Source organism: Rhodobacter sp. P2_H5 (assembly GCF_056403335.1).
The window spans coordinates 104657-127208 of the sequence record NZ_JBFUFS010000012.1; the positions used below are offsets into that span (position 1 = coordinate 104657).

General features: G+C 65.2%; 22 protein-coding genes and 1 pseudogene. 18 read left to right on the forward strand and 5 right to left on the reverse strand.

The genetic code is table 11. From position 1 onward, the window contains the following. Positions 1-5: 5 nt before the first annotated feature. On the forward strand, positions 6-425 hold the full coding sequence (locus AC1DVR_RS16365) for a GlcG/HbpS family heme-binding protein (protein WP_478001668.1): 420 nt from the start codon (positions 6-8) through the stop codon (positions 423-425). Between the two features lie 22 nt (positions 426-447). Here AC1DVR_RS16365 and AC1DVR_RS16370 read toward each other — a convergent pair whose 3' ends face one another. Then, positions 448-1104, reverse strand: coding sequence for a TetR/AcrR family transcriptional regulator (locus AC1DVR_RS16370; protein ID WP_478001669.1), 657 nt, complete (start codon positions 1102-1104; stop codon positions 448-450). Between the two features lie 268 nt (positions 1105-1372). On the opposite strand from AC1DVR_RS16370, the gene AC1DVR_RS16375 reads away from it, so the two are divergent. The 7 genes from AC1DVR_RS16375 (at position 1373) to AC1DVR_RS16405 (ending at position 10140) form a co-directional block, all read left to right on the forward strand. Then, complete coding sequence (locus AC1DVR_RS16375; protein WP_478001670.1) at positions 1373-2482, forward strand: sugar ABC transporter substrate-binding protein; 1110 nt, start codon at positions 1373-1375, stop codon at positions 2480-2482. An 85-nt stretch (positions 2483-2567) separates the two neighbouring features. Then, positions 2568-3533, forward strand: a complete 966-nt coding sequence (locus tag AC1DVR_RS16380) for an ABC transporter permease (protein ID WP_478001671.1) — start codon at positions 2568-2570, stop codon at positions 3531-3533. Between the two features lie 10 nt (positions 3534-3543). After that, entirely contained in the window at positions 3544-5049 is a 1506-nt protein-coding gene (locus AC1DVR_RS16385) for a sugar ABC transporter ATP-binding protein (protein ID WP_478001672.1), read from the forward strand. Between the two features lie 9 nt (positions 5050-5058). After that, positions 5059-6000, forward strand: coding sequence for an ABC transporter permease (locus tag AC1DVR_RS16390; RefSeq protein WP_478001673.1), 942 nt, complete (start codon positions 5059-5061; stop codon positions 5998-6000). Between the two features lie 9 nt (positions 6001-6009). After that, a complete protein-coding gene (locus AC1DVR_RS16395) occupies positions 6010-7029 on the forward strand; it encodes a zinc-dependent alcohol dehydrogenase (RefSeq protein WP_478001674.1) in 1020 nt (339 codons plus the stop codon). A gap of 16 nt (positions 7030-7045) precedes the next feature. Next, the gene (locus AC1DVR_RS16400) at positions 7046-8542 is read left to right on the forward strand and encodes an aldehyde dehydrogenase family protein (protein ID WP_478001675.1); all 1497 of its coding nucleotides are present in this window, start codon (positions 7046-7048) and stop codon (positions 8540-8542) included. Further along, entirely contained in the window at positions 8542-10140 is a 1599-nt protein-coding gene (locus tag AC1DVR_RS16405; protein WP_478001676.1) for a GMC family oxidoreductase, read from the forward strand. The genes AC1DVR_RS16400 and AC1DVR_RS16405 overlap by 1 nt, the downstream gene beginning before the upstream one ends. Before the next feature lie 45 nt (positions 10141-10185). Here the strand turns inward: AC1DVR_RS16405 and AC1DVR_RS16410 are convergent, their stop codons facing one another. After that, a complete protein-coding gene (locus AC1DVR_RS16410; RefSeq protein ID WP_478001677.1) occupies positions 10186-11004 on the reverse strand; it encodes an aldo/keto reductase in 819 nt (272 codons plus the stop codon). A gap of 141 nt (positions 11005-11145) precedes the next feature. Between AC1DVR_RS16410 and AC1DVR_RS16415 the strand changes: the two genes are divergently transcribed. The 4 genes from AC1DVR_RS16415 to AC1DVR_RS16430 are packed head-to-tail and all read left to right on the forward strand — an operon-like array spanning position 11146 to position 15062. Further along, on the forward strand, positions 11146-12717 hold the full coding sequence (locus AC1DVR_RS16415) for an acyl CoA:acetate/3-ketoacid CoA transferase (protein ID WP_478001678.1): 1572 nt from the start codon (positions 11146-11148) through the stop codon (positions 12715-12717). Then, the gene (locus AC1DVR_RS16420) at positions 12714-13490 is read left to right on the forward strand and encodes an enoyl-CoA hydratase/isomerase family protein (RefSeq protein ID WP_478001679.1); all 777 of its coding nucleotides are present in this window, start codon (positions 12714-12716) and stop codon (positions 13488-13490) included. Before AC1DVR_RS16415 ends, AC1DVR_RS16420 begins: the two co-directional genes overlap by 4 nt. A 1-nt stretch (position 13491) precedes the next feature. Continuing rightward, complete coding sequence (locus AC1DVR_RS16425) at positions 13492-13806, forward strand: Dabb family protein (RefSeq protein ID WP_478001680.1); 315 nt, start codon at positions 13492-13494, stop codon at positions 13804-13806. Continuing rightward, positions 13803-15062, forward strand: a complete 1260-nt coding sequence (locus AC1DVR_RS16430) for a glycerate kinase type-2 family protein (protein ID WP_478001681.1) — start codon at positions 13803-13805, stop codon at positions 15060-15062. Before AC1DVR_RS16425 ends, AC1DVR_RS16430 begins: the two co-directional genes overlap by 4 nt. A gap of 3 nt (positions 15063-15065) precedes the next feature. Here the strand turns inward: AC1DVR_RS16430 and AC1DVR_RS16435 are convergent, their stop codons facing one another. Both AC1DVR_RS16435 and AC1DVR_RS16440 read right to left on the reverse strand, forming a co-directional pair. Further along, on the reverse strand, positions 15066-15515 hold the full coding sequence (locus tag AC1DVR_RS16435) for a MaoC family dehydratase (protein ID WP_478001682.1): 450 nt from the start codon (positions 15513-15515) through the stop codon (positions 15066-15068). Further along, entirely contained in the window at positions 15512-16528 is a 1017-nt protein-coding gene (locus AC1DVR_RS16440; protein ID WP_478001683.1) for an aldo/keto reductase, read from the reverse strand. The genes AC1DVR_RS16435 and AC1DVR_RS16440 overlap by 4 nt, the downstream gene beginning before the upstream one ends. 155 nt (positions 16529-16683) lie before the next feature. On the opposite strand from AC1DVR_RS16440, the gene AC1DVR_RS16445 reads away from it, so the two are divergent. Genes AC1DVR_RS16445 through AC1DVR_RS16470 form a run of 6 tightly spaced genes read left to right on the forward strand, consistent with a single transcriptional unit; the run spans position 16684 to position 22299 of the window. Then, complete coding sequence (locus AC1DVR_RS16445) at positions 16684-17826, forward strand: acyl-CoA dehydrogenase family protein (protein ID WP_478001684.1); 1143 nt, start codon at positions 16684-16686, stop codon at positions 17824-17826. After that, the gene (locus AC1DVR_RS16450) at positions 17823-18587 is read left to right on the forward strand and encodes a 3-ketoacyl-ACP reductase (protein ID WP_478001685.1); all 765 of its coding nucleotides are present in this window, start codon (positions 17823-17825) and stop codon (positions 18585-18587) included. Before AC1DVR_RS16445 ends, AC1DVR_RS16450 begins: the two co-directional genes overlap by 4 nt. A gap of 9 nt (positions 18588-18596) precedes the next feature. After that, positions 18597-19742 carry a dihydrodipicolinate synthase family protein gene (locus AC1DVR_RS16455; protein WP_478001686.1) on the forward strand — a complete coding sequence of 382 codons (1146 nt, stop codon included), beginning with the start codon at positions 18597-18599 and terminating at the stop codon, positions 19740-19742. Further along, a complete protein-coding gene (locus AC1DVR_RS16460; protein ID WP_478001687.1) occupies positions 19742-20599 on the forward strand; it encodes a sugar phosphate isomerase/epimerase family protein in 858 nt (285 codons plus the stop codon). Before AC1DVR_RS16455 ends, AC1DVR_RS16460 begins: the two co-directional genes overlap by 1 nt. A 12-nt stretch (positions 20600-20611) precedes the next feature. Next, positions 20612-21373: an electron transfer flavoprotein subunit beta/FixA family protein gene (locus tag AC1DVR_RS16465; RefSeq protein WP_478001688.1), complete on the forward strand. Its 762-nt coding sequence runs from the start codon at positions 20612-20614 to the stop codon at positions 21371-21373. Then, entirely contained in the window at positions 21373-22299 is a 927-nt protein-coding gene (locus tag AC1DVR_RS16470) for an electron transfer flavoprotein subunit alpha/FixB family protein (RefSeq protein ID WP_478001689.1), read from the forward strand. The genes AC1DVR_RS16465 and AC1DVR_RS16470 overlap by 1 nt, the downstream gene beginning before the upstream one ends. Positions 22300-22321: 22 nt before the next feature. Here the strand turns inward: AC1DVR_RS16470 and AC1DVR_RS16475 are convergent. Further along, positions 22322-22552 (reverse strand): annotated as a pseudogene (locus AC1DVR_RS16475) (hypothetical protein); the annotation flags it as partial.

Genomic DNA, 22552 nt, shown 5'->3' on the forward strand with positions numbered 1-22552 from the left:
TTGTGATGACCCCGGTTCTGGCCTCGGCCACGGCGATGCAACTGGTGCAGGCGGCTGTTGGCCATGCCGCAGGGAATGGCTGGAAGGTGGCTGTCTGCGTGGTGGACCCTGCCGGCGCGCCTTTGGCGTCGTGGCGGATGGATGAAGTCACCCCGCCGATCGCCGAATTTGCCGCCGACAAGGCCTATACCGCCGCCACCATGCGGCGCAGCACGGCGGCTTTCTTCGAGCGGATGGACGGTTCGGCCAGCCTGCGTCTGGGCTTGGCCAACCGCGACCGGCTACTGGTCTGGGGCGGTGGTCTGCCCATCTTCCATGCGGGCAAGGTGATCGGCGGCATCGGCGTGTCGGGCGCGCAGGATTTCGAGGACATCGCCTGCGCCCAGACGGCATTGGAGCAGGCCGGACTGGATTGGCAGGCCTGAGCGGCGCGGTCTGGCCCGGAGGTCAGGCCGCAACCAGCCGCATGATCGTGTCGATGTTGAAGCGCAGACGCTCCTCCAGCGCCTCTTTCGTCATCAGGTCGCGTTCAAAGACGATGGAGCCGGTGTAGCGGTTGGTGATGTAGTAATAGCCGATTGCGGCGACAGTGATGTTCAGCTGCACCGGGTCGATGCCCGCGCGAAAGACCCCGGTCGCGACTCCGCGGTTCAGGATGTTCTCCATCATCGACACGAACTTGCGGCTGTAGACCTTCACCACCTCGGAGCGTTTCAGATGCTTGGCGCGGTGCAGGTTTTCGCTGTTCACCAGCGTGATGAATTCCGGGTTCTTCAGGTAATAGCTCCAGGTGAAGCGCACCAGGCGTTCCAGCGCCTCTTTCGGTTCCAGATGGTCAAGGTTCAGCTTCTGTTCGGCCGAGCGGATATCGACATAGGCGTTTTCCAGGACGGTCTGGAACAGGCCCTCCTTGCTGCCAAAGTAGTGATAAATCATGCGCTTGTTGGCTTTCGCCTTCTCGGCGATCACATCGACGCGCGCGCCGCCCATCCCGCTTTTTGCGAACTCTTTCTTGGCCGCATCGAGGATGCGCGCCTTGGTCGCCTCGGCGTCCCGGACCCGGGGTTTGGCAGCGGAATCTGCGGGGTCAGCCTGTGTCGTCACGGTCATATCCTCCGGCGCCAAAGGGTTGGCCCTTGCAGCAGTCTTACACAGAGCGGGCGTCTGTCGTCAAAGCGGTTCCTGCAGAAAGCTCACAGGAAATGATGCTGAAAACACTTGACTCGCAACGCTGCAAGAAAGTAACCAGTTAGTGCGTTAAGGGGCCGGGGCCAAAACCTGCTCCGGCTGCGACTCAAGCCTGGCTTGATCGCGTCGACCGCCGCGTAACCCGCCACCCAAGGTGGCATGATGTGGAAAAGGGGAGGAACCTATGTCTACTTTCATCAAGGATTTCATCGAAAAAGAGACGATCAACCGCCGCAACTTCCTGCTCGCCTCGGCGACGGGCCTTGGCGCCATGGCGCTGCCGTCGGCCTTTGGCAGCGGTGCGGCCCATGCCGCGACCGACCCGGCGCTGGCCTGGAGCTATCGTGACCGCGCCTCGGCCTACTGGAACGCCATCGTGTCGGGCGGCGAGACCTTCGTCGAAAGCCTGGGCAAGAAGAAAGAGGACATGACCAGCCTGATCAACGAGGGCTCGTCGGAGAAATCCCTGGCCGATATCAAATCCTTCCTGGCCAAGAACAGCGGCAATTGCGCCATCGCCTGCGACCCGAACGACAGCCCGAACGCCCGCCCGGTGGCCGAGGCCGTCAAGGCGGCCGGCGGCTATGTCACCACGATCTGGAACAAGACCGACGACCTGCACCCCTGGGACATTGGCGACAACTATGTGGCCCACCTCAGCTGGTCGGGCGAGAAGCCCTCGGAAGAGGCGGCGCGCGTGCTGTTCAAGGCGATGGGCGGCAAGGGCGGCGTCGTCCACCTCGGCGGCATCCCGGCCAACATCCCGGCGATCGAACGTCTGCAGGGCCTGAAGAACGCGCTGAAGGATTTCCCCGATATCGAACTGCTGGACGTGCAGGCTGCTGACTGGGACACCCAGAAGGCGACCGAGCTGATGGCCTCCTTCATCACGCGCTATGGTGACAAGATCACGGGCGTGCATTGCGCCAATGACAACATGGCTTACGGCGTGGTCGAGGCCTTCAAGGCCGAAGGCATCACCGGCGTGCCGATCGTGGCCTTCGACGGCAACCCGGAAGCCGTGCAGATGGTGATCGACGGCGCCCTTCTGGCCACCGTCTTCACCAACCCCTACTGGGGCGGCGGCATTGCCCTGTCCCTGGCGCATCACGCGGCCATCGGCTCATTCAAACCCTCGGAAGAGCCGAACGAGCATCGCGAGTTCTACGGTCCGTCGATCGTGGTGACCCATGACGACGCCGTGGCCTTCAAGGCCAAGTACATGGATGCGACCCCGGTCTATGACTGGAACGACCTCTGGGGCCTGTCGGCGGGCGGCATCGTCTACAAGTAAGAGCATCGGCAGGGGGCGGGCCTGATGGCGCGCCCCCGCAATATTGCGGCGCAAGAGGCCGCAAGTCAGGCAGGGGGGAGACGGCGTGACGCAGCACAACTCACGAAAGACACTACTGAAATGGGCGCCGCTTCTGGTGCTGCTGGTTCTCGTCATCTTCTTCACGGCGATCAACCCGGCCTTCTTCTCGCTGCGCAACTTCGCCCGCATCGCGATCACCTCCTCGCCCGCGCTGATGGTGGCGATCGGGGTCACCTTCATCATCATCATGGGCTCGATCGACCTGTCGATGGAGGGGGCAATCTCCCTCAGCGCGGTGATCTTCGCCTTCCTGTTCCGCTATTTCGGCGGAACGCTGGACAGCTGGGGCTGGCTGGCCTTGCCGCTGATCGTACTGTTCGGGGCGGCCTTTGGCTGGATCAACGGGATGATCCATGTCCGGCTGCGCATTCCGTCCTTCATGGCCAGTCTGGCCATGGGCTTTGTCGGCACCGGGGCGGCGATCCTTCTGACCGGGGGCAATATCGTCAAGGTCAATGACGAGCTGTTCCGTGGCCTCTTGACCGTGCGCTACTTCGGCTTTCCGATCATGGTCTATGTCGCGGTCTTCTTCCTGCTGGTCGGCGCCTTTATCCAATCCTATACCACGCTGGGCCGCAACTTCTATGCAGTGGGCGGTGGCGAGGAGCTCGCCCATGCCTCTGGCGTGAACGTGCGCCGGGTGCGGGTCATGGCCTATGCTCTGGCCGGCGCCTATTACGCCATCGCGGCGATCCTTGCGGTCGGCAAGATCGGCCAGGCGGAATCGGTCAGCGGGGCCAATTTCATGTTCATCTCGATCACCTCGGTGGTGGTCGGCGGCGTGGCGCTCTGGGGCGGCACGGGGGGCGTCTGGAACGCGCTGGTCGGCGTGCTGATCGTCAGCGTCATCAACAACGGCATGGTCGTGATCGGCCTGCCAGACTTCATTCAGGACGGGATGCTGGGCATTCTGGTCATCGTGGCGGTCGTGCTGTCCACCGACCGGCGCTCCATCCAGGTCGTGAAATAGGGGGCTTGCGATGTACGAGCTGAAGAAAGTCGACAAGAAGTTCCCCGGGGTCCATGCGCTGAAAGCGGTGGATTTCCATGTGAACCGGGGCGAGATCGTGGGTCTCGTCGGCGAGAACGGCGCCGGGAAATCGACCCTGATGAAGGTGATCTACGGCGCCTATCAGCCCGATGGCGGCCAGGTGGTGATCGACGGCAAGGCGGTGCGCTTTGCCAACCCGCGCGCCGCGATGGAGCAGGGCATCGGCATGGTGTTCCAGGAACAATCCCTGATCGCAAACCTGACCGTGATGGAGAATATCTTCCTCGGCTACGAGGCGCAGTTCGTCCGTTTCGGCGTGATCAACTGGAAGGCCATGGCCGAAGCCGCCAAGGCGCAGCTGGCCAAGGTCAAGCTGGACATCGACCCCGCCACCACCACCGCCGACCTTTCCTTTGCACAGCGCCAGCTGGTCGAACTGGCCAAGGTGCTGACGCTGGAAGAGCGGGTGAAAGGCAACCTCGTGATCCTGTTGGACGAGCCGACCTCAGTTCTGGCCAAGGAGGAGGTGCAGCTTCTGTTCAAGCTGGTCCGCGAGCTGACCTCGCGCGCCTCGTTCATCTTCGTCAGCCACCGGATGGACGAGGTGATGGAGCTGTCCGACCGCATCTATGTGATGAAGGATGGCGCCGTGGTCGATGTGGTGGAACGCGGCCAGAAGACGGTCGAGCAGATCCAGCACAAGATGGTCGGCCGCAATGTCGACAAGGAATATTACCGCGAGCAGCGCCAGAAGCCCTATGACGCGGGCAAGGAGCTGGTCCGGCTCGACAATGTCGACCTGCCGGGCCGGGTCCGCAACATCAACCTGACCCTCCATGCAGGCGAGGTCCTGTGTCTTGTGGGCACCGAAGGCTCGGGCCGCGAAGCGATCCTGAGGACCATCTACGGCATGCTGACCCCGGTGCGCGGCAAGGTGATCATCAAGGGCCAGCCCACTGCCCCCCTCTCGCCGCAAGGCGCCGTGGCGCGCGGGGTGGGCTATGTGCCGCGCGAGCGCAAGATCGAGGGCATCGTCGCGGGCATGAATGTGTTTGAAAACATGACCCTTTCGCAGATGGGCAAACATTCCAGCGCCGGCGTGCTGCGCATCGCGGGCGAGCGGGCCCTGGCCAAGGAATGGATCGCCAAGCTGTCGATCAAGGCAAGCTCCGAGCTTGCCGATTGCGGCAACCTCTCGGGCGGCAACCAGCAGAAGGTGGTTCTGGCCAAATGGCGCTCGGGCGGGTCCGACATCATGCTATTGGACCATCCGACGCGCGGCCTCGATATCGGGGCCAAGGAAGATGTCTATGACATGATCCGCGACATGTCGGATGCCGGGGTCGGCATCGTTTTGGTGGCCGACACGCTGGAAGAGGCGATTGGCCTGTCGCACACCATCATCGTCGTCAAGGACGGTGCGATCCAGAAGCAGTTCAACAGCAGCGATGGAGCGAAACCCTCGCTCTTCGACCTTATCCATTACATGATCTGAGGCACGAGAATGGATTTCCAGCGTTTCAAACCGCATCTGCCCTGGATCACACTTCTGGTTCTGGTGGCCGCCGTCGGCCTTGTCGACGATACCTTCCTGCGCCCCGCCAACCTGTTGTCGCTGGCGGGCGATATCGTGCCCCTGTTCATCATGGCGCTGGGCCTGACCTTCGCCATCTACATCGGCGGCATCGACCTTTCGGCCCAGTCGATGGCGAACCTGATCACCGTGGTGGCCTCGCTTTACCTGGCCCAGTTCGGCGGTTGGGTCGCGCTGCTCTGCCTTGTGGTCGGCTTCGGGATGGGGACGATTTCGGGCTATGTGACGACCAGGCTTCTGGTGCCGTCCTTCATCTCGACCCTGGCGGTGGGCGGCGTGGCCTTTTCGCTGGCGCAGTACCTGTCGGGCCAAAGAGCCCTGAACATGGACGCGGTGCAGCGCGATGCGGTCTTCGGCTGGATGATCGGCAAATCCGGCCCGGTCCCGCACGAGCTGTTCATCGCGGCGGGGCTTCTTGCCATCACCCTTTTCATCGAGCGTCGCACGACTCTGGGCCGCGCCTTGAAGGCCGTGGGAGCGGGCGAGCCTGCGGCGGCGGCCTCGGGGATCAACGTGGCGCGTTACAAGATCCTGGCCTTTGCCATCTCTGGCACCTTGGCGGCGGCGGCGGGCCTTTTGTTCGCGGTCAAGCTTTCAGGCGGGGCGCCGACCATTGCCAATGGCTTTCTTCTGCCGGCCATCGTGGCGGTGCTGGTGGGGGGCACGCCCCTGACGGGCGGCGTCGGCGGGGTGCTCAACACCGCCATCGGCACGCTGATCGTGGCGGTGATCCGCGCCTCGATGCTCTATTTCGACATCCAGGCGACCCAGCAGCAGATGGTCTTCGGTCTGGTGCTGATCGCGGCCATCGCCCTGACCATCGACCGCGCCAAGCTGCGCACCGTGAAATAGGGGAAGGCGATGAAAGCCGCCGTCCTGATCGCCCCCGGCCGGTTCGAGGTCCGGGATGTCCCCCTGCCGCAGTTCGGTGCCGAAGATGCCTTGATCCGCGTCAGCCGCACCGGAATTTGCGGCACCGATCTGCACATCTTCCACGGCCATTACGCCGCCGACCGTCTGCCGCTGATCCCGGGGCATGAGTTCTGCGGCTCTGTGGACGAGGTCGGGGCCAATGTCCGCCATCTGACCCCGGGTCAGCGCGTGGTGGCCGATATCAACATCGGTTGCGGCACCTGCTACTGGTGCCGCCGGAACGAGGTGCTGAACTGCCCCACCATGACCCAGGTCGGCATTGGGCGCGACGGGGCCTTTGCCGAATATGTCTCGCTTCCCGCGCGGCTGGTCATTCCCGCCCCCGACGCGGTGCCCGATGCGGTGCTGGCCCTGACAGAGCCGGTCGCCTGTGTGGTGCGTGCCGCCCGCAAGGCCGATGCCCGCTTCGGCCAGTCGGTCGTCATCCTTGGCGCCGGGCCGATGGGCAACCTGCATGTCCAGATGATGCGGCTGGTGGGCGCAGCCCCGATCATCGTGGCCGACCTGTCGGAGGCGCGCTGCCAGATGGCGCTTGCCGTCGGCGCCGATGCCGCGATCAGCGACCCCACGGCGCTGCGCGATCAGGTTCTGGCCCTGACCCAGGGCCGCGGCGCCGACCTCGTGATCGAAAGCGTGGGCTCGCCCAAGCTTTACGCCACCGCCCAGTCCCTGATCCGCAAGGGCGGACATATCGCGCTTTTCGGCCTGACCGGGCCGGAGGAGGCGCTGCCGGTCAATATCCTGCGGACCATTCTCGAAGAAAACAGCCTGAAAGGCTCGGTCGCGGGCATGGGCGAGGATATGCACGACGCCCTGACCCTGCTGGCGCATGGCCGTTTCCGGACCGACGCCTTCACGCAGGCCAGCTATGCGCTGGACGAGATCCAGACCGCCTTCGACACCTTTTCGGCCCGCCCGGCCGACCTCAAAACCCAGATCACATTCTGACGCATTGGAGCCCCTGATGGACCACGCAAGCCACATCCTGTCGCCGCCCACCACCGCGCGCGAGTTCGGCTTCTATGTGGACGGCGCCTGGCACGGCGGCCGCCCGCTGTTTGAACGCGCCTCGCCCGGGCATGGCGTGCCGGTCACCCTGATCCCGAAATGCACGGTCGAGGATCTGAACGCCGCTGTCGCCGCCGCCCGCCGCGCTTTCGAGGATAGGCGCTGGGCTGGCCTTTCGGGTGCCGCCCGCGCCGCTGTCCTTTTGCGGGCGGCAGAAATCCTGCGCCGCAGACGGGATGAGATCGCCTATTGGGAGGTGCTGGAAAACGGCAAGCCCATCACCCAGGCCAAGGGCGAGATCGACCATTGCATCGCCTGTTTCGAGGTCGGCGCCGGGGCCGCGCGCCTGCTGCATGGCGACAGCTACAACAGCCTCGGCGACAGCCTGTTCGGCATGGTCCTGCGCGAGCCGATCGGGGTGGTGGGACTGATCACGCCGTGGAACTTCCCCTTCCTGATCCTCTGCGAAAGGGTGCCCTTCATCCTCGCTTCGGGCTGCACGATGGTGGTCAAGCCGTCCGAGGTCACCTCAGCCACCACGCTGATCCTCGCCGAGGTGCTGGAGGAGGCGGGCCTGCCCAAGGGCGTCTACAACGTCATCACCGGGTCAGGGCGCACGATTGGTCAGGCGCTGACCGAACATCCCGATGTCGACATGCTGTCCTTCACCGGTTCGACGGCGGTGGGGCGGTCTTGTGTGCATGCCGCGGCCGACAGCAATTTCAAGAAACTGGGGCTGGAGCTTGGCGGCAAGAACCCGATCATCGTCTTTGCCGATAGCGATCTTGACGATGCCGCCGATGCCGCGGCCTTCGGGATCAGCTTCAACACCGGGCAATGCTGCGTCTCTTCCAGCCGGCTGATCGTTGAACGCAGCGTCGCCAAGGCCTTCGAGGCGAAGCTGGCCGCCAAGATGGCCAAGATCCGCGTCGGCGACCCCTTGGACGCAAATACGCAGGTGGGGGCCATCACCACGGGCGCGCAAAATGATGTGATCCTGTCCTATATCGCCAAGGGCCAGGCCGAGGGGGCCAGGCTCGTGACCGGCGGCACCGTGCTCGATTTCGGCCACGGGCAATATATCGCGCCGACGCTCTTTACCGATGTCACGCCGCAGATGGCGATTGCGTCGGATGAGATTTTCGGGCCAGTTCTGTGCTCGATGCCTTTCGACACGCTGGAGGAGGCGATCGCCTTGGCCAATGACACGGTTTACGGCCTCGCCGCCTCGGTCTGGACCCAGGACATCACCAAGGCGCTGACCGTGACGCGCAGGGTGCGGGCCGGGCGGTTCTGGGTGAATTGCATCATGGCGGGCGGGCCGGAAATGCCGCTGGGCGGCTTCAAGCAATCCGGCTGGGGGCGCGAGGCGGGCAGTTACGGGGTCGAGGAATATACCCAGGTCAAATCCGTTCATGTGGAACTGACCAAGCGGACACATTGGATCGGATGATGGCAGAGCAGGGCTTTGACTATGTGATCGTGGGGGGCGGCTCGGCTGGCTGCGTGCTGGCGGCCCGCCTGTCGGAGAACGCCGCCGTGCGGGTCTGCCTGATCGAGGCGGGCGGCAAGGACAACCACCCCCTGATCCACATGCCGGTGGGCTTTGCCAAGATGACCACCGGCCCCCTGACCTGGGGCCTGACCACCACACCGCAGCGCCACGCCAACAACCGCGAGATTGCCTATGCCCAGGCCAAGGTTCTGGGCGGCGGTTCCTCTATCAATGCCGAGATCTTCACTCGTGGCCACGCCTCGGACTACGACCGCTGGGCCGCCGAAGGTGCCGAGGGCTGGAGCGCCAGGGAGGTGCAGAAATACTTCCTGCGCTCCGAAGGCAACACGACGCTTTCGGGAGAGTTGCATGGCACCGACGGGCCCTTGGGCGTCTCGAACCTGCCAGATCCCAACCCGATGTCGCGCGCCTTCGTGCAAAGCTGTCAGGAGCGCGGCATCCCCTATAACCCCGATTTCAACGGCGCCCTGCAGGCGGGGTCGGGCTTCTACCAGACCACCACCAAGAACAAGCGGCGCTGTTCGGCGGCGGTGGGCTATCTGCGCCCGGCCATGAGCCGCCCGAACCTGACTCTGGTCACCAGCGCCCTGGTACGGCGCGTGGTCTTCGAAGGCCGCCGTGCGGTCGGTGTCGAATATGCGGTGGGCGGTGCCGTGCAGGTGGCAAGGGCGGAGGCCGAGGTGATCATCACCTCGGGCGCCATCGGCTCGCCCAAGCTGATGCTGTTGTCCGGCGTTGGTCCTGCCGCCGATCTGGCCCGCCACGGCATCAAGGTGGTGCATGACCTGCCCGGCGTCGGCCAGAACCTGACCGACCACTTCGGCATCGACATCGTGGCCGAACTGAAGGGCCACGACAGTCTGGACAAGTACAACAAGCCGCTTTGGGCGCTCTGGGCCGGGATCGAATACGCCCTGTTCAAGTCGGGCCCGGTGACCTCGAATGTCGTCGAGGCTGGTGCCTTCTGGTATGCCGACAAGGCCGCCCCTTGCCCTGACCTGCAGTTCCACTTCCTGGCAGGTGCCGGGGCCGAGGCCGGGGTGCCCTCGGTGCCGAAGGGCTCTTCCGGCGTCACGCTGAACAGCTACACGCTGCGCCCGAAATCGCGCGGCTCTGTCACCCTGCGCTCCAGCGACCCGGCAGATCTGCCGCTGGTCGATCCCAACTTCCTGGCTGAGCCGGATGATCTGCGCATCTCCACCGAAGGCGTCAGGCTGAGCCGCGAGATCTTCAGCCAGCCTTCGCTGCAAAAGCACATCCGGATGCTGCGCTTTCCTGATGAAAACGTCCGCACCCAGGCCGATTTCGAGGCTTACGCCAGGCAATATGGCCGGACCTCCTATCACCCGGTGTCGACCTGCCGGATGGGGCAGGACGAGATGGCGGTGGTGGACCCGCAGTTGCGCGTGCGGGGGCTGGATGGGCTGCGGATCTGCGACAGTTCGGTGATGCCCTCGATGATCGGATCGAACACCAATGCGCCGACCATCATGATTGGCGAAAAGGCCGCCGACCTGATCCGCGGCAACCACTGAGCCCGTGCAAAAGGGGCGGCCCCAGATCGGGCCGCCCCTTTTCGTTCAATCCCAGTCCGGTGCTATCGCGACCTTTTCCTTGGTCACCACGCGGTAGCCGGTCGCCGTCATCGCCTCGATCCGCGCCATGTCGATCGAGGACAGGGTGAAATCCATCACCTCGAAATTCGCTTTGATATTGGCCGGTTTGGTCGACATCGTGTTGATCGACACGCCCTTTTGCAGGATCCAGCGCAGGATCACCTGCGCCGCCGACTTGCCATAGCCGGCGCCGATCTCGGCGAAGAGCGGGTATTTGAACACCTCGCCCCGCGCCACCGAGCAATAGGAGGACAGGGGAATCCCCGTCTCTGCCGCAGCGGCCAGCAGGATGTTCTGGTTCAGGAGCGGGTGAAATTCGACCTGGTTGCTGACGATCGGCGCCGACACGATGGCCTTGGCCTCGCGCATCATCTTTGCCGTGAAATTCGAGATGCCGATGTTGCGCGTCAGGCCCTGCGCCATGGCCTGTTCCAGCAGGCGCAGGGGTGGGGCGATGTTCCCATCGGCCGGCGGCCAGTGCAGGTACAGCACGTCGACCTGAAGGACCTGCAGATCCTTCAGGCTCTGTTCGACCGAGGGCAGGAAATCGACCGCGCCAAAGGCGTCGGGCTTCACCTTGGTGACGATGCAAAGCTCCTCGCGCGGCACGCCACTGGCCTTCAGGGCGGCCCCGGTCTCGGCCTCGTTCTCGTACCATTGCGCGGTATCGAAGGCGCGGTAGCCCGCTGCGATGGCGGCCTCGATGGCCTGGCTCAGTTCCTCGCCCCGCAGGGGGAAAGTGCCAAAGCTGCGTTGGTAGGTCTTCTGAAAGCAGATGTTCATATGCCTCTCCCCCTCCGGTGGATGCTGATCTGGGGCCTCGCAAAAGGGCTGCGAAAAACCGCTTGCCGCCCTTGGCAGGCCGTGCTTATTCTTATAACCAGTTAGTTACTTGTTGCGCAACTGGGCTTGAGGAGAATCGTGATGTCCAAGATCAAAACAGCTGCCGAGGCCGTGCGGCTGATCCGGGACGGGGCGATGGTTGCGGTCAATTCCTCGTCCGGTCTGTGTTGCCCGGACGCGGTTTTGAAGGCGCTGGGCGAAAGGTTTGTGGAGGAGGGGCATCCGCGCGGTCTGACCTCGATCCACCCGATTGCGGCGGGCGACATGTTCGGCAGCCTTGGCGTCGATCACATCGCCAAGGAGGGCATGCTGGTGCGGATCATCGGCGGGTCCTACCCCTCTGGTCCCTCAAACGCAGCGCCGCCGCTGATCTGGCAGATGATCCTGGCCGAAGAGGTGGAGGCCTATAACGTCCCCTCGGGCATCGTCTTCGACATGCTGCGCGAAGGCGCGGCCAAGCGGCCGGGGGTGTTGACCAAGGTCGGGATGGACACCTTCGTGGACCCCGATCAGGAGGGCTGTGCGATGAACGCCTCGGCCAAGGCCAAGCCGCTGGTGCGACGGGTCGATTTTGCCGGTGAGGACTGGCTGCATTTCCCGGCGCTGCAGCCCGATGTGGCGATCATCCGCGCCTCGACTTCGGACGAAAATGGCAACCTGACCTTTGAACAGGAAGGCGCCACCCTCGGCGCGATGGAGATGGCGCTGGCCGCCCGCAACTCCGGCGGTTTGGTCATCGCGCAGGTGCGGAGGATAGCACAAAACGGGTCCCTGCGGCCGCATGATGTGCGGGTGCCGGGGATTCTGGTCGACGTGATCGTCGAGGCGCCCGACCAGTTGCAGACCACCGCCACACCCTATGACCCGGCGATCTCGGGCGAGCTGTTCCGCCCGCTCGACACTTTCCGCTTGGCCGAGTTCAACCCCTCCAAGGTGATCGCCCGCCGCGTGGCGCAGGAACTGCAAGCCGGTTGGGCGGTGAACATCGGCTTCGGCATCTCGGCCAACGTGCCGCGAATCCTGTTGGAGGAGGGGCTGCACGGCAAGGTCACCTGGGTGATCGAACAGGGCGCTGTGGGCGGCATCCCGCTTCTGGATTTCAAATTCGGTTGCGCCAGCAATGCCGAGGCCTTTGTCGCCTCGCCCCACCAGTTCAGCTATTTCCAGGCCGGGGGCTTTGACTGTTCGCTGCTGTCGTTCCTTGAGATTGATGCCGAGGGTTCGGTCAACGTCTCGCGCCTGTCGGCCACGCCGCACCGGACGGCGGGGGCGGGGGGCTTTGTCGACATCACTGCGCGGGCGCGCAAGATCGTCTTTTCCGGCAATTTCAACGCCGGGGCGAAGATGCATCTCGAAGGCGGGCGGCTGGTGATCGACAAGGAGGGCAAGGTGGCGAAATTCGTGCCGAAGGTCGATCAGGTCAGCTTCTCGGGCCGCAGGGCGCGGGCGCAGGGGCAAGATGTGACCTATGTCACCGAACGCTGCGTGATCCGGCTCGCGGCCGAGGGGCTGGTGGTGACCGAAATCGCCCCCGGCATGGACCTGCAGCGCGACATTCTGGACCAGTCGGCCACGCCTTTGGCCGTGGCGTCCAACCTCAGGACGATGGACGCCGGGCTGTTTCTGGAGCCCGCTTTCGGGCTGGCGCTATGACCGACCCCCGGCTTGATCTGACCATCAGAGGCAAGGTCGCCCGGCTGGTGATCCGCCGGTCCGAAAAGCTGAACGCGCTGGATGCGGCGATGGTGGACGCGCTGTTGCCGCTCTGCCGCCAGATCGAACGCTCTGACGCGCGGATGGTGGTGCTGACTGGCGAGGGCAAATCCTTCTGCGCCGGGGGAGATATCGCGGCGTGGAGTGCCTTGTCTCCGCAGGATTTTGCCCTGCACTGGTTGCGCGACGGTCATCAGGCCTTTGACGCCCTGGCCCGGTTGCGCCAGCCGCTGATCGCGGTGCTGAACGGCCATTGCCTCGGCGGCGGGCTGGAGCTTGCCGCCTGTGCCGATCTCAGGGTTGCCGAGGCCCATGTGAAGATCGGCCTGCCCGAGACGGGTCTGGGCATCATCCCCGGCTGGTCCGGCACCCAACGCCTCAGCCGAAGGTTCGGCGCGCAGCTGGTGAGGCGTATGGCGCTGATGGGCGAGGTCTTCACCGCCGATCAGGCGCTGGCCCTTGGCATCGTCGATCAGATCGCCCCCAGCGGAGAGGGGCTTGCCGCCGCCGAACTTGTGGTGGAACGTGTTCTGGCCCGTGCGCCTCTGGCCACGGATCTGACCAAGATGCTCATCAACAGTGCCGAGGGCGAAGAACAGGGCCGTATCCCGGAGATCCTCGCCGGAGGTTTCGCGGCCGGCGCCTCCGATCTGGCCGAAGGCCTCGCCGCCTTCCGCGACAAACGCAAACCCCGTTTCGGGGGAAAGGACTGACATGATCCGACATATCGTAGCCCTGCGGTTTCGCGATGGCACCAGCGCCGCCACAAAGGCGAGCATTTACCGCGATCTGGCCGGGTTGTCGGGCCATATCGACGGGATCCTTGATTTCAAAAGCTTCTCGAATGTCTCACCCGAGTTGCCGCTGGTGCGGGGGTACAATGACCTCTTCTGGTTTGATTTCCGCGACGCTGCGGTGCGCGATGCCTATCTGGTGGACCCGGAGCATCAGGCGATCGGCGGGCGCATCGTGGCCGAAACGGAGGGCGGGGCCGAGGGCGTTTTCGTGTTCGACGTCGCACTGGCATGACCCCGGAAGACCGCAGCTTTCTCACCGGTCTGTTTGAGGCCGCGGTGCAGGCCGCCGACCCGACCGAGGCCTTGCGCCACCATCTCCCCGCCAAGCCCAAGGGGCGTGTCGTGGTGATCGGCGCGGGGAAGGGCGCGGCCCAGCTCGCGGCGGCGTTCGAGACACTGTGGGACGGGCCGGTGGAGGGTGTGGTTGTCACCCGCTACGGCTACGGTTGCCCGACCATGGCGATCCGGGTGATGGAGGCGGCGCATCCGGTGCCCGATGCCGCGGGGCTTGCGGCAAGTGCGGCGCTGTTCGCGGCGGTCAGGGGGCTGGGGCCGCAGGATCTGGTCATTGCGCTGATCTGCGGCGGCGGCTCGGCCCTGCTGCCCTGCCCGCCGGGCGATCTGACCCTTGAGGACGAGGCGGCGCTGAACCGGGCCTTGCTCGCCTCGGGCGCGCCGATCTCGGTGATGAACGCGATCCGCAAGCAGGTGTCGGGCATCAAGGGCGGGCGACTGGCTGCGGCCTGTCATCCGGCGCGGGTGGTCAGCCTTGTCGTCTCGGACGTGCCCGGGGATGACCCGGCGCAGGTGGCCTCCGGCCCGACGGTGCCCGATGCGGTGACGCGGGCCGAGGCGCGGGCCATGGCTGCGGCATGGCGGATCGACCTGCCACCCAAGGTAGCCGCCTGGCTTGCGGGCGACGAGGGGCTGGCGCCGATGCCCGGCGACCCGGTCTTTGCGGGGCATGAGGTCAAGGTCATCGCCTCCGCCCGATTGTCGCTGGAGGCGGCGGCGGCCCGGGCTGAGGCCATGGGTATTCCGCCGGTGATCCTGTCGGACGCCATCGAGGGTGAGGCGCGTGACATCGGCCGGATGCACGCCGCCATCGCGCGCGAGGTCGCGAGCCGCGGCCGCCCCTTCCGCCGCCCGGTCGTGATCCTGTCGGGTGGCGAGACCACCGTCACCCTGCGCGGCAAGGGCAGGGGCGGGCGCAATTCGGAGTTTCTGCTGGCGCTGGCGCTCGCGGCCGAGGGTGTGCCCTTTGCCGCCCTCGCCGCCGATACCGATGGCATCGACGGGTCCGAGGACAATGCCGGCGCCTTCGCCGATGGCAGTTCGATGGCGCGGCTGCGCGCCCAGGGCCTGGACCCCGGCGCGCGCCTGTCGGCCAATGACGCCTATTCCGCCTTCGAAGCCCTGTCCGACCTTTTCGTTCCCGGGCCGACCGGGACCAATGTCAACGATTTCCGGGCCATCCTGATCCGCTGAGCCTCAGCGATAGACCATCAGCAGATTATGCCCGCGCTGCACGACCTCGGCCCGCTGGTTGACGGCGGTCACCTCCAGCCGCAGGATGCCGCGGTCCTGCCGCGAAGTGGGCCGCTTTTCCACGACGGTCAGGCGCGCCTGAACGGTGTCGTTGCTGAGGACCGGCGCCTGGAACCGCCACTCCCAGCCGAGCGAGGCCACCGCCTTGAACTGCGCCGGGCACTGGTTCTTCAACCCGTCGATCAGGGACAGGACCAGCAAGCCATGCGCCACGCGGGCGGCAAAGCCGTGGCGCTGTGCCGCCGCATCGGTCAGGTGGATCTCGAACCGGTCGCCGGTCAGATCGGCGAAAGCGTCGATCATCGCGGGTGTCACGGTCAGCCTGGCCGTCTCGATCCGGTCGTCCAGCGCCACATCGTCAAAGCCATGACGCCCCGGCGCGAGCTCTCTCATGCCGGAACCGGGGCATCTTCGCGCAGCAAGCCCTTCGCTTTCAGCTCGGTCCAGAAGGCGGCGGGAATCGGGTGGCTGAACCAGGCGAGGTTCTGCTGCAGTTGGGTGACATTGCGGGTGCCCGCGATGAACGAGGGAATCGCCGGATGCGCCGCCACGAATTGCAGGGCAGCGGCGGCCAGGGGCACGTAGTGGGCGGCACAGACGGCCTCGATCTTGGCCACCTTCTCCATCACGGCAGCAGGGGCCGGGGCGTAGTTGTACTTTGCCCCCGGCTTGGCCCCCGTCGCAAGAATCCCCGAGTTGAAGCCGCCGCCGACCAGAACCGCCGCCCCGCGCGCCTCACACAGCGGCAGGAAGTCGTTCAGCGCCTCTTGTTCCAGCAAAGTATAGCGGCCAGCCAGCAGGAAGCAGTCGAAGTCGCGCTGTTTCAGGGCCTCAAGGCATACCTCCCATTCGTTCACACCGACCCCGATGGCTTTCAGCACCCCCTGTTCGCGCAAGGAGGCGAGGGCGCGGTAGCAGCCGTCCATCGCCTGCTTGAACACCTCGGGCTGCTCGGCGCCACGGGTGAAGACGTCGATGTCATGGATGAACATGATGTCGATATGTTCCAGCGCCAGGCGCTGCAGGCTGTCTTCGACCGACCGCATCGTGCCGTCATAGGAATAGTCGAAATGCATCGTGAAGGGGGCGGCATTGACCCAAGGCGCAAAGTCGATGCTGGCCCGGCGCGCCGGTTTCAGCAGGCGCCCGACCTTGGAGGCCAGAACGAAGTCGTCGCGGTCCTTCCAGCGCAGCGCCTGCCCGGTGCGCGCCTCGGACAGGCCGTGGCCATACATCGGCGCGGTGTCGTACAGGCGAATCCCGGCGTTCCAGGCCGTGTCGAACATGGCAGTCGCCGTGGGTTCGTCGATCTCGGCCAGGAAATTGCCGACCGGTGCGGTGCCGAATCCAAAGGCCGTCACCTCCAGATCTGTCCGTCCGAATTTGCGCTTCTGGGTCGGTTGCATGGGAGACTCCCCGAGGTTAAGTAACTATTTGGTTATTTGTAGCCGAGTTTTTCGACGCTGCAAGCCTGTTTCCGGGCCTGCCCTGTTTTTTCCGTCTTGACCTTGGGGGTCGCCGCTCAATAATGTAACCAGATAGTTACTAAAGGCGGGACGCGATGTATCTGACAGAGACTCACATTCAGGTGCGCGACATGGCGCGGACCTTCGCGGACGAGGTGATCCGCCCGGTGGCCGAGGAGCTGGACCGCGAGGAAAAGTTCCCCGCCGGGCTTTATGACGAGATGGCCAAGCTGGGCCTGTTCGGCATCGGCGTGCCCGAGGCGCTGGGCGGGCCGGGGTTCGATACGCTGACCTATGCGTTGGTGATGGAGGAACTGTCGCGTGGCTATGCCTCGGTCGCCGATCAGTGCGGGCTGCTGGAGCTGATCACCACGCTTCTGGTGCGGCATGGCTCCCCGGCGCAGCAAGGCCTGATCCCGGCGATGCTGGCGATGCAGACCAAGGTGGCCTATTGCATCACCGAGCCCGAGGCCGGGACCGATGTCTCCGGCATCCGCACCACGGCGGTGGCGGATGGCGACGGTTGGGTGCTGAACGGCGGCAAGATCTGGATCCACAACGCGCCGGTCGCCGATCTTGGTTTTGTGCTTGCCCGCACCGACAAGGAGGCCGGCAACCGCGGCATGTCGATCTTCATCGTCGACCTTCATGCCGCAGGGGTCACGCGCGGCCCGAAGGAACACAAGATGGGGCAAAGGGCCAGCCAGGTCGGCGCCCTGACCTTCCAGGATGTCCGCCTTGGCCCGGATGCCCTGCTCGGCACCGCCGGGCGCGGTTTTCACATGATGATGTCGGTCTTGGACAAGGGCCGGGTCGGCATCGCCTCACTCGCCGTGGGGATCACCCAGGCCGGGCTGGAGGCCGCGGTGGATTATGCCGGGCAGCGCAAGCAGTTCGGCAAGGCCATCGCGGAGTTTCAGGGCGTCCAGTGGCTTCTGGCCGATATGGCCAAGGATCTTGAGGCGGCGCGCCTGCTGGTCCACTCGGCGGCGGTCAAGATCGACCGGGGCGAGGATGCCACCAAGTCCTGTTCCATTGCCAAATGCTTTGCCGGTGACATGGCGGTGGCGCGCACGGCGGATGCGGTGCAGGTCTTTGGCGGCTCGGGCTATATCCGCGGGTTCGAGGTGGAGCGGCTCTACCGTGATGCCAAGATCACCCAGATCTACGAGGGCACCAACCAGATCCAGCGCATGATCATCGCGCGCGAGCTTCTGAAGAAGGGCGCAAGGGCATGAGCGGTCCGGTCGCCCTCGTCACCGGGTCTTCGCGCGGCATCGGCCTTGCCGCCGCCAAGGCGCTGGCCCGTGAAGGCTTTGCCGTGGCGCTGAACGGCCCGTCCGACGATGCCGAACTGCGCGCCGCCGTGGCGGAGGTTTCCGCCCTCGGCCCCTGTGTCGCAGCGCCGTTCGATGTGTCAAACCTCGCCGCCCATGATGCGGCGCTGGCTTCGGTGGAAGCCGCACTTGGCCCCCTGACCACCCTGGTCAACAATGCCGGGGTTGGCGTCCTCAGCCGGGGGGATCTGCTGGCGGTGTCCGAGGCCAGCTGGGACCGCTGCCAGACCGTGAACGCCAAGGCGATGTTCTTCCTGTCGCAGGCTTTCGCCAGGCGCCTTCTGTCGCGGCATCGCGCCGCCCTCTTTCACGCGATCATCAACGTCACCTCCTCCAACGCGATGGCGGTCGCTGTCCAGCGCGCCGAATATTGCGCCTCCAAGGCCGCGGCGGCGATGGTGTCCAAGGCGCTGGCCGTCCGGCTCGGCCCGGAGAACATTGCCGTCTACGATGTGCAGCCCGGCCTGATCGCCACCGAAATGACCGCCCCCGTCATCGCGGCCTATGCCAAGCGCGCGGAAGAGGGCCTGACCCTCTTCCCCCGCGTCGGCACCCCTGCGGAGATCGGCGCCATCATCGCCTCGCTTGCCACCGGCAGGCTTCCCTACACCACCGGACAGGTGATCTCGGCCGATGCCGGGATGCTTGTCCCGCGCTTTTGAGGTGCGCCCATGAAGATTGCCCTTCCTGATCAGACCGGCCGGATGGTGGATTACACGCTGACCGGAACGCCCATAGATGCGGCGAAACTGGGGCCTGATCCGGCCCGCGTGGTCTATTCCGCCGCCCATGTCGTGGCCGACCCCTTCACCGCGAACGACCCGAGCGGCCGCGCCACCGTCGACTGGGCGAAGACGATGGAATTTCGCCGCTATCTGGCAGGACTTGGCCTTGGCATTGCCGAGGCGATGGACACCGCCCAACGCGGCATGGGCCTCGACTGGCCCGGCGCGCTGGAGCTGATCCGCCAGACCCGCACCGAACTGCCCGAGGCTCTGGTCGCCAATGGCTGCGGCACCGACCACCTGCCGCCGGGGGCCTACACGCTCGATCAGGTCAAGGCCGCCTACCTGATGCAGGTCGAGGCGATCCAGTCGCTGGGCGGCCGCATCATCCTGATGGCCAGCCGCGCCCTGGTGCAGGCCGCCAAGGGGCCGGAAGACTACATCAAGGTCTATTCCGAGGTCCTTGCCGCTTGCGATCAGCCCGTCGTGCTGCACTGGCTGGGCGATATGTTCGACCCGGCCCTCGCCGGCTATTGGGGGGCTGCGACGTTCGAGGACGCGCTGGAAACCGCGCTTGCGGTGATCAGTGCCAATGTCGCCAAGGTGGACGGCATCAAGATTTCCCTCCTCGACAAGGAGAAGGAGATCCGGATGCGCCGCCGCTTGCCAAAGGGCGTCAAAATGTACACCGGAGATGACTTCAACTACCCCGAGCTGATCGAGGGCGATGCGCAGGGATATTCCCACGCGCTTCTGGGCATCTTCGACCCCCTGGCCCCGGCTGCCGCCTACGCGGTGACCAAGCTGGACGCGGGGGATGCAGCGGCCTTCCGCGCCACGCTGGACCCGACCGTGCCGCTGGCGCGGCTGATCTTCCGCGCGCCGACCCAGTTCTACAAGACCGGGGTGGTCTTCCTCGCCTGGCTCAACGGCTTTCAGGACCATTTCATCATGCTGAACGGCGCGCAGGCGATGCGGCCCTTGCCCTATTTCACCGAGACCTTCCGGTTGGCGGATGGCTGCGGCTTGCTGCGCGACCCCGATCTTGCGGTGCGGAGGATGAAGACCCTCCTCGGCCTTTATGGCGCATGATGCGGGACTTTTCGCAAGATCACAGGGCCCTCGCCCTCAACACGGCCACGTTGGGCCATAACATCGACGGCAAAGGTGCCGGATGGTCGCCCGAACGGGTGATCGACGCCTGCGCCGAACGCGGCTTTGGCGGGATCGTCTTCTGGCGCCGCGAGATCGGGACACGGGCGTTCGAGATCGGCACAAGGGCAAGGCTGGCCGGGCTTGAGGTCGCAGGCCTCTGCCGCACGCCCTTTCTGGTCGGACCCATGGCGCCCAAGGGGCGCGCCGCGGTGATGGATGACGTCTTCGCCGCCATCGACATGGCGGCGGCGCTGCAGGCAAAAGTCCTGACCATCGTCGTCGGCGGTGTCGAACCCGGCACCAAGGGCGTCAGCGAAAGCCTGAAACTGGTGACCGACCGCGTCGCCGAAGCCGCCACCTATGCCGCCGCCCGCGATGTTCGGCTGGCCCTGGAGCCTTTGAACCCGGTCTATGGCGGCAACCGTTCCTGCCTGACCACGACCCGCGATGCGCTCGACATCTGCGATGCGATCGGGGCGCCCAACCTTGGCGTGGCGATTGATGTCTATCATGTCTGGTGGGACACCGACCTGCCGCGCCAGCTGCTCAGGGCCGGCGGGCGGATCTTCGGCTACCACCTTTGCGACTGGCTGGCCGACACGCAGGACGTGCTTCTCGACCGCGGCATGATGGGCGACGGCGTGGCCGACCTGAAAGCGCTGCGGCAAGCGGTGGAGGGGGCGGGCTATCGGGGCTCTTGCGAGGTTGAAATCTTCAGTGCCGCGAACTGGTGGCTGCGTGATCCGGCCGTGGTGCTGGATGTGATGGTCCAGCGGTTCCGCACTGTCTGCTGAAAGGGAAGCGCGATGAAGGTTCTAGTGCCTGTCAAACGTGTGATCGACTACAACGTGAAGGTTCGCGTGCGTGCGGACGGGTCCGGTGTCGATCTTGCGAATGTGAAGATGTCGATGAACCCCTTCGACGAGATCGCGGTGGAAGAGGCGATCCGCTTGAAGGAAAAGGGGATTGCGACGGAAGTCATCGTCGTGTCGATCGGCGTCAAGCAGGCGCAGGAGACCTTGCGGACCGCTCTGGCGATGGGCGCCGACCGTGCGATCCTGATCGAGGCTACCGCCGACGTGCAGACCGATATCGAGCCCCTCGCCGTGGCCAAGCTGCTGGCGGACGTGGTGGCGGCAGAGGCGCCGGGTCTGGTGCTGTGCGGCAAGCAAGCCATTGATAACGATATGAATGCGACGGGGCAGATGCTTTCGGCGCTTCTGGGCTGGGCGCAGGGTACTTTCATTTCCGAACTGGCCATTGCCGACGGCAAGGCCACCGTGACGCGCGAAGTCGATGGCGGGTTGCAGACCATTGCTGTCACTCTGCCGGCGGTTCTGACCGTTGACCTCCGCCTGAACGAGCCGCGCTACGCCTCTCTGCCCAACATCATGAAAGCCAAGGCAAAACCGCTGGCGATCAAGACCCCGGCCGACTTCGGCGTCGATGTCGCCCCGCGTCTGACCGTCTTGAAGACGGTGGAGCCGGCAGGCCGCAAGGCCGGCGTCAAGGTCGGCTCGGTGGACGAGTTGATCGCCAAACTCAAAGACGAAGCAGGGGTGCTCTGATGGCCGTTCTTCTGATTGCCGATGTGAATGACGGCCACCTTGCGACCGACGCCCTGGCCAAGACCCTGGCCGCCGTGACCACGCTGGGCGAGGTCCATGTGCTGGTCGCGGGCACGGGGGGTGACGCCGCTGCGGCTGAGGCTGCGACCCTGCAAGGTGTGGCCAAGGTGCTCTTCGCCGACGACCACGCCTATTGCCACGCCATGGCGGAAGCGACTGCCGCACTCGTGGTGGGGCTCGCCTCTGGCTACAGCCATATCTGTGGGGCCTCGACGGCGGCCAACAAGAACGTGCTGCCCCGCGTGGCGGCSCTKCTSGACGTGATGGTCCTGTCGGACGTGACCGCCGTGATCGACGCCGAGACCTTCGAGCGCCCGATCTACGCCGGCAACGCCATCCAGACGGTGAAATCCTCGGACGCGACCAAGGTCTTCACCGTGCGGACCGCGGGCTTCACCGCCGTCGGCACCGGCGGCGCGGCTGCGGTCGAAAAGATCGGCGGCCCGGGCGCCAATGCGCTCTCCGCCTGGGTCGAGGACCGTGTGGCGACCTCCGACCGGCCCGAGCTGACCTCGGCCGGCATCGTGGTCTCGGGTGGCCGTGGCGTGGGCTCGAAAGAGTCCTTCGACCTGATCGAAAAGCTGGCCGACAAGCTGAACGGCGCCGTCGGTGCCTCCCGCGCGGCGGTCGACAGTGGCTATGCCCCGAACGACTGGCAGGTCGGCCAGACCGGCAAGGTCGTGGCGCCGAACCTCTATGTCGCGGTCGGCATCTCGGGCGCCATCCAGCACCTTGCGGGCATGAAGGATTCCAAGGTTATCGTCGCCATCAACAAGGATGACGAAGCCCCGATCTTCCAGGTCGCCGATTACGGCCTCGTCGCCGACCTCTTCACCGCCGTGCCCGAGCTGATCGAAAAGCTCTGACCTCTCCGGTAGCAACTGTCTTTCAGGCTTTGGTTTGGTTGTAGTCTTTGCCTGTTTTGACCATTGCGTTGAGAATTGTCAGGAGTTTTCTTGCGCAGGCGATGATGGCGACTTTTGTCGGTTTTCCGGCGGCGGCGAGTCGTGCTCTGAAGGCTTTGATGTTCGGATCGTGGCGTGAGGCGATGAGGCCGGCCAGGTAGAGGCTGCGTCTGATGGCGGGTCGCCCGCCCCAGATGCGGCGTTTGCCGCGCAG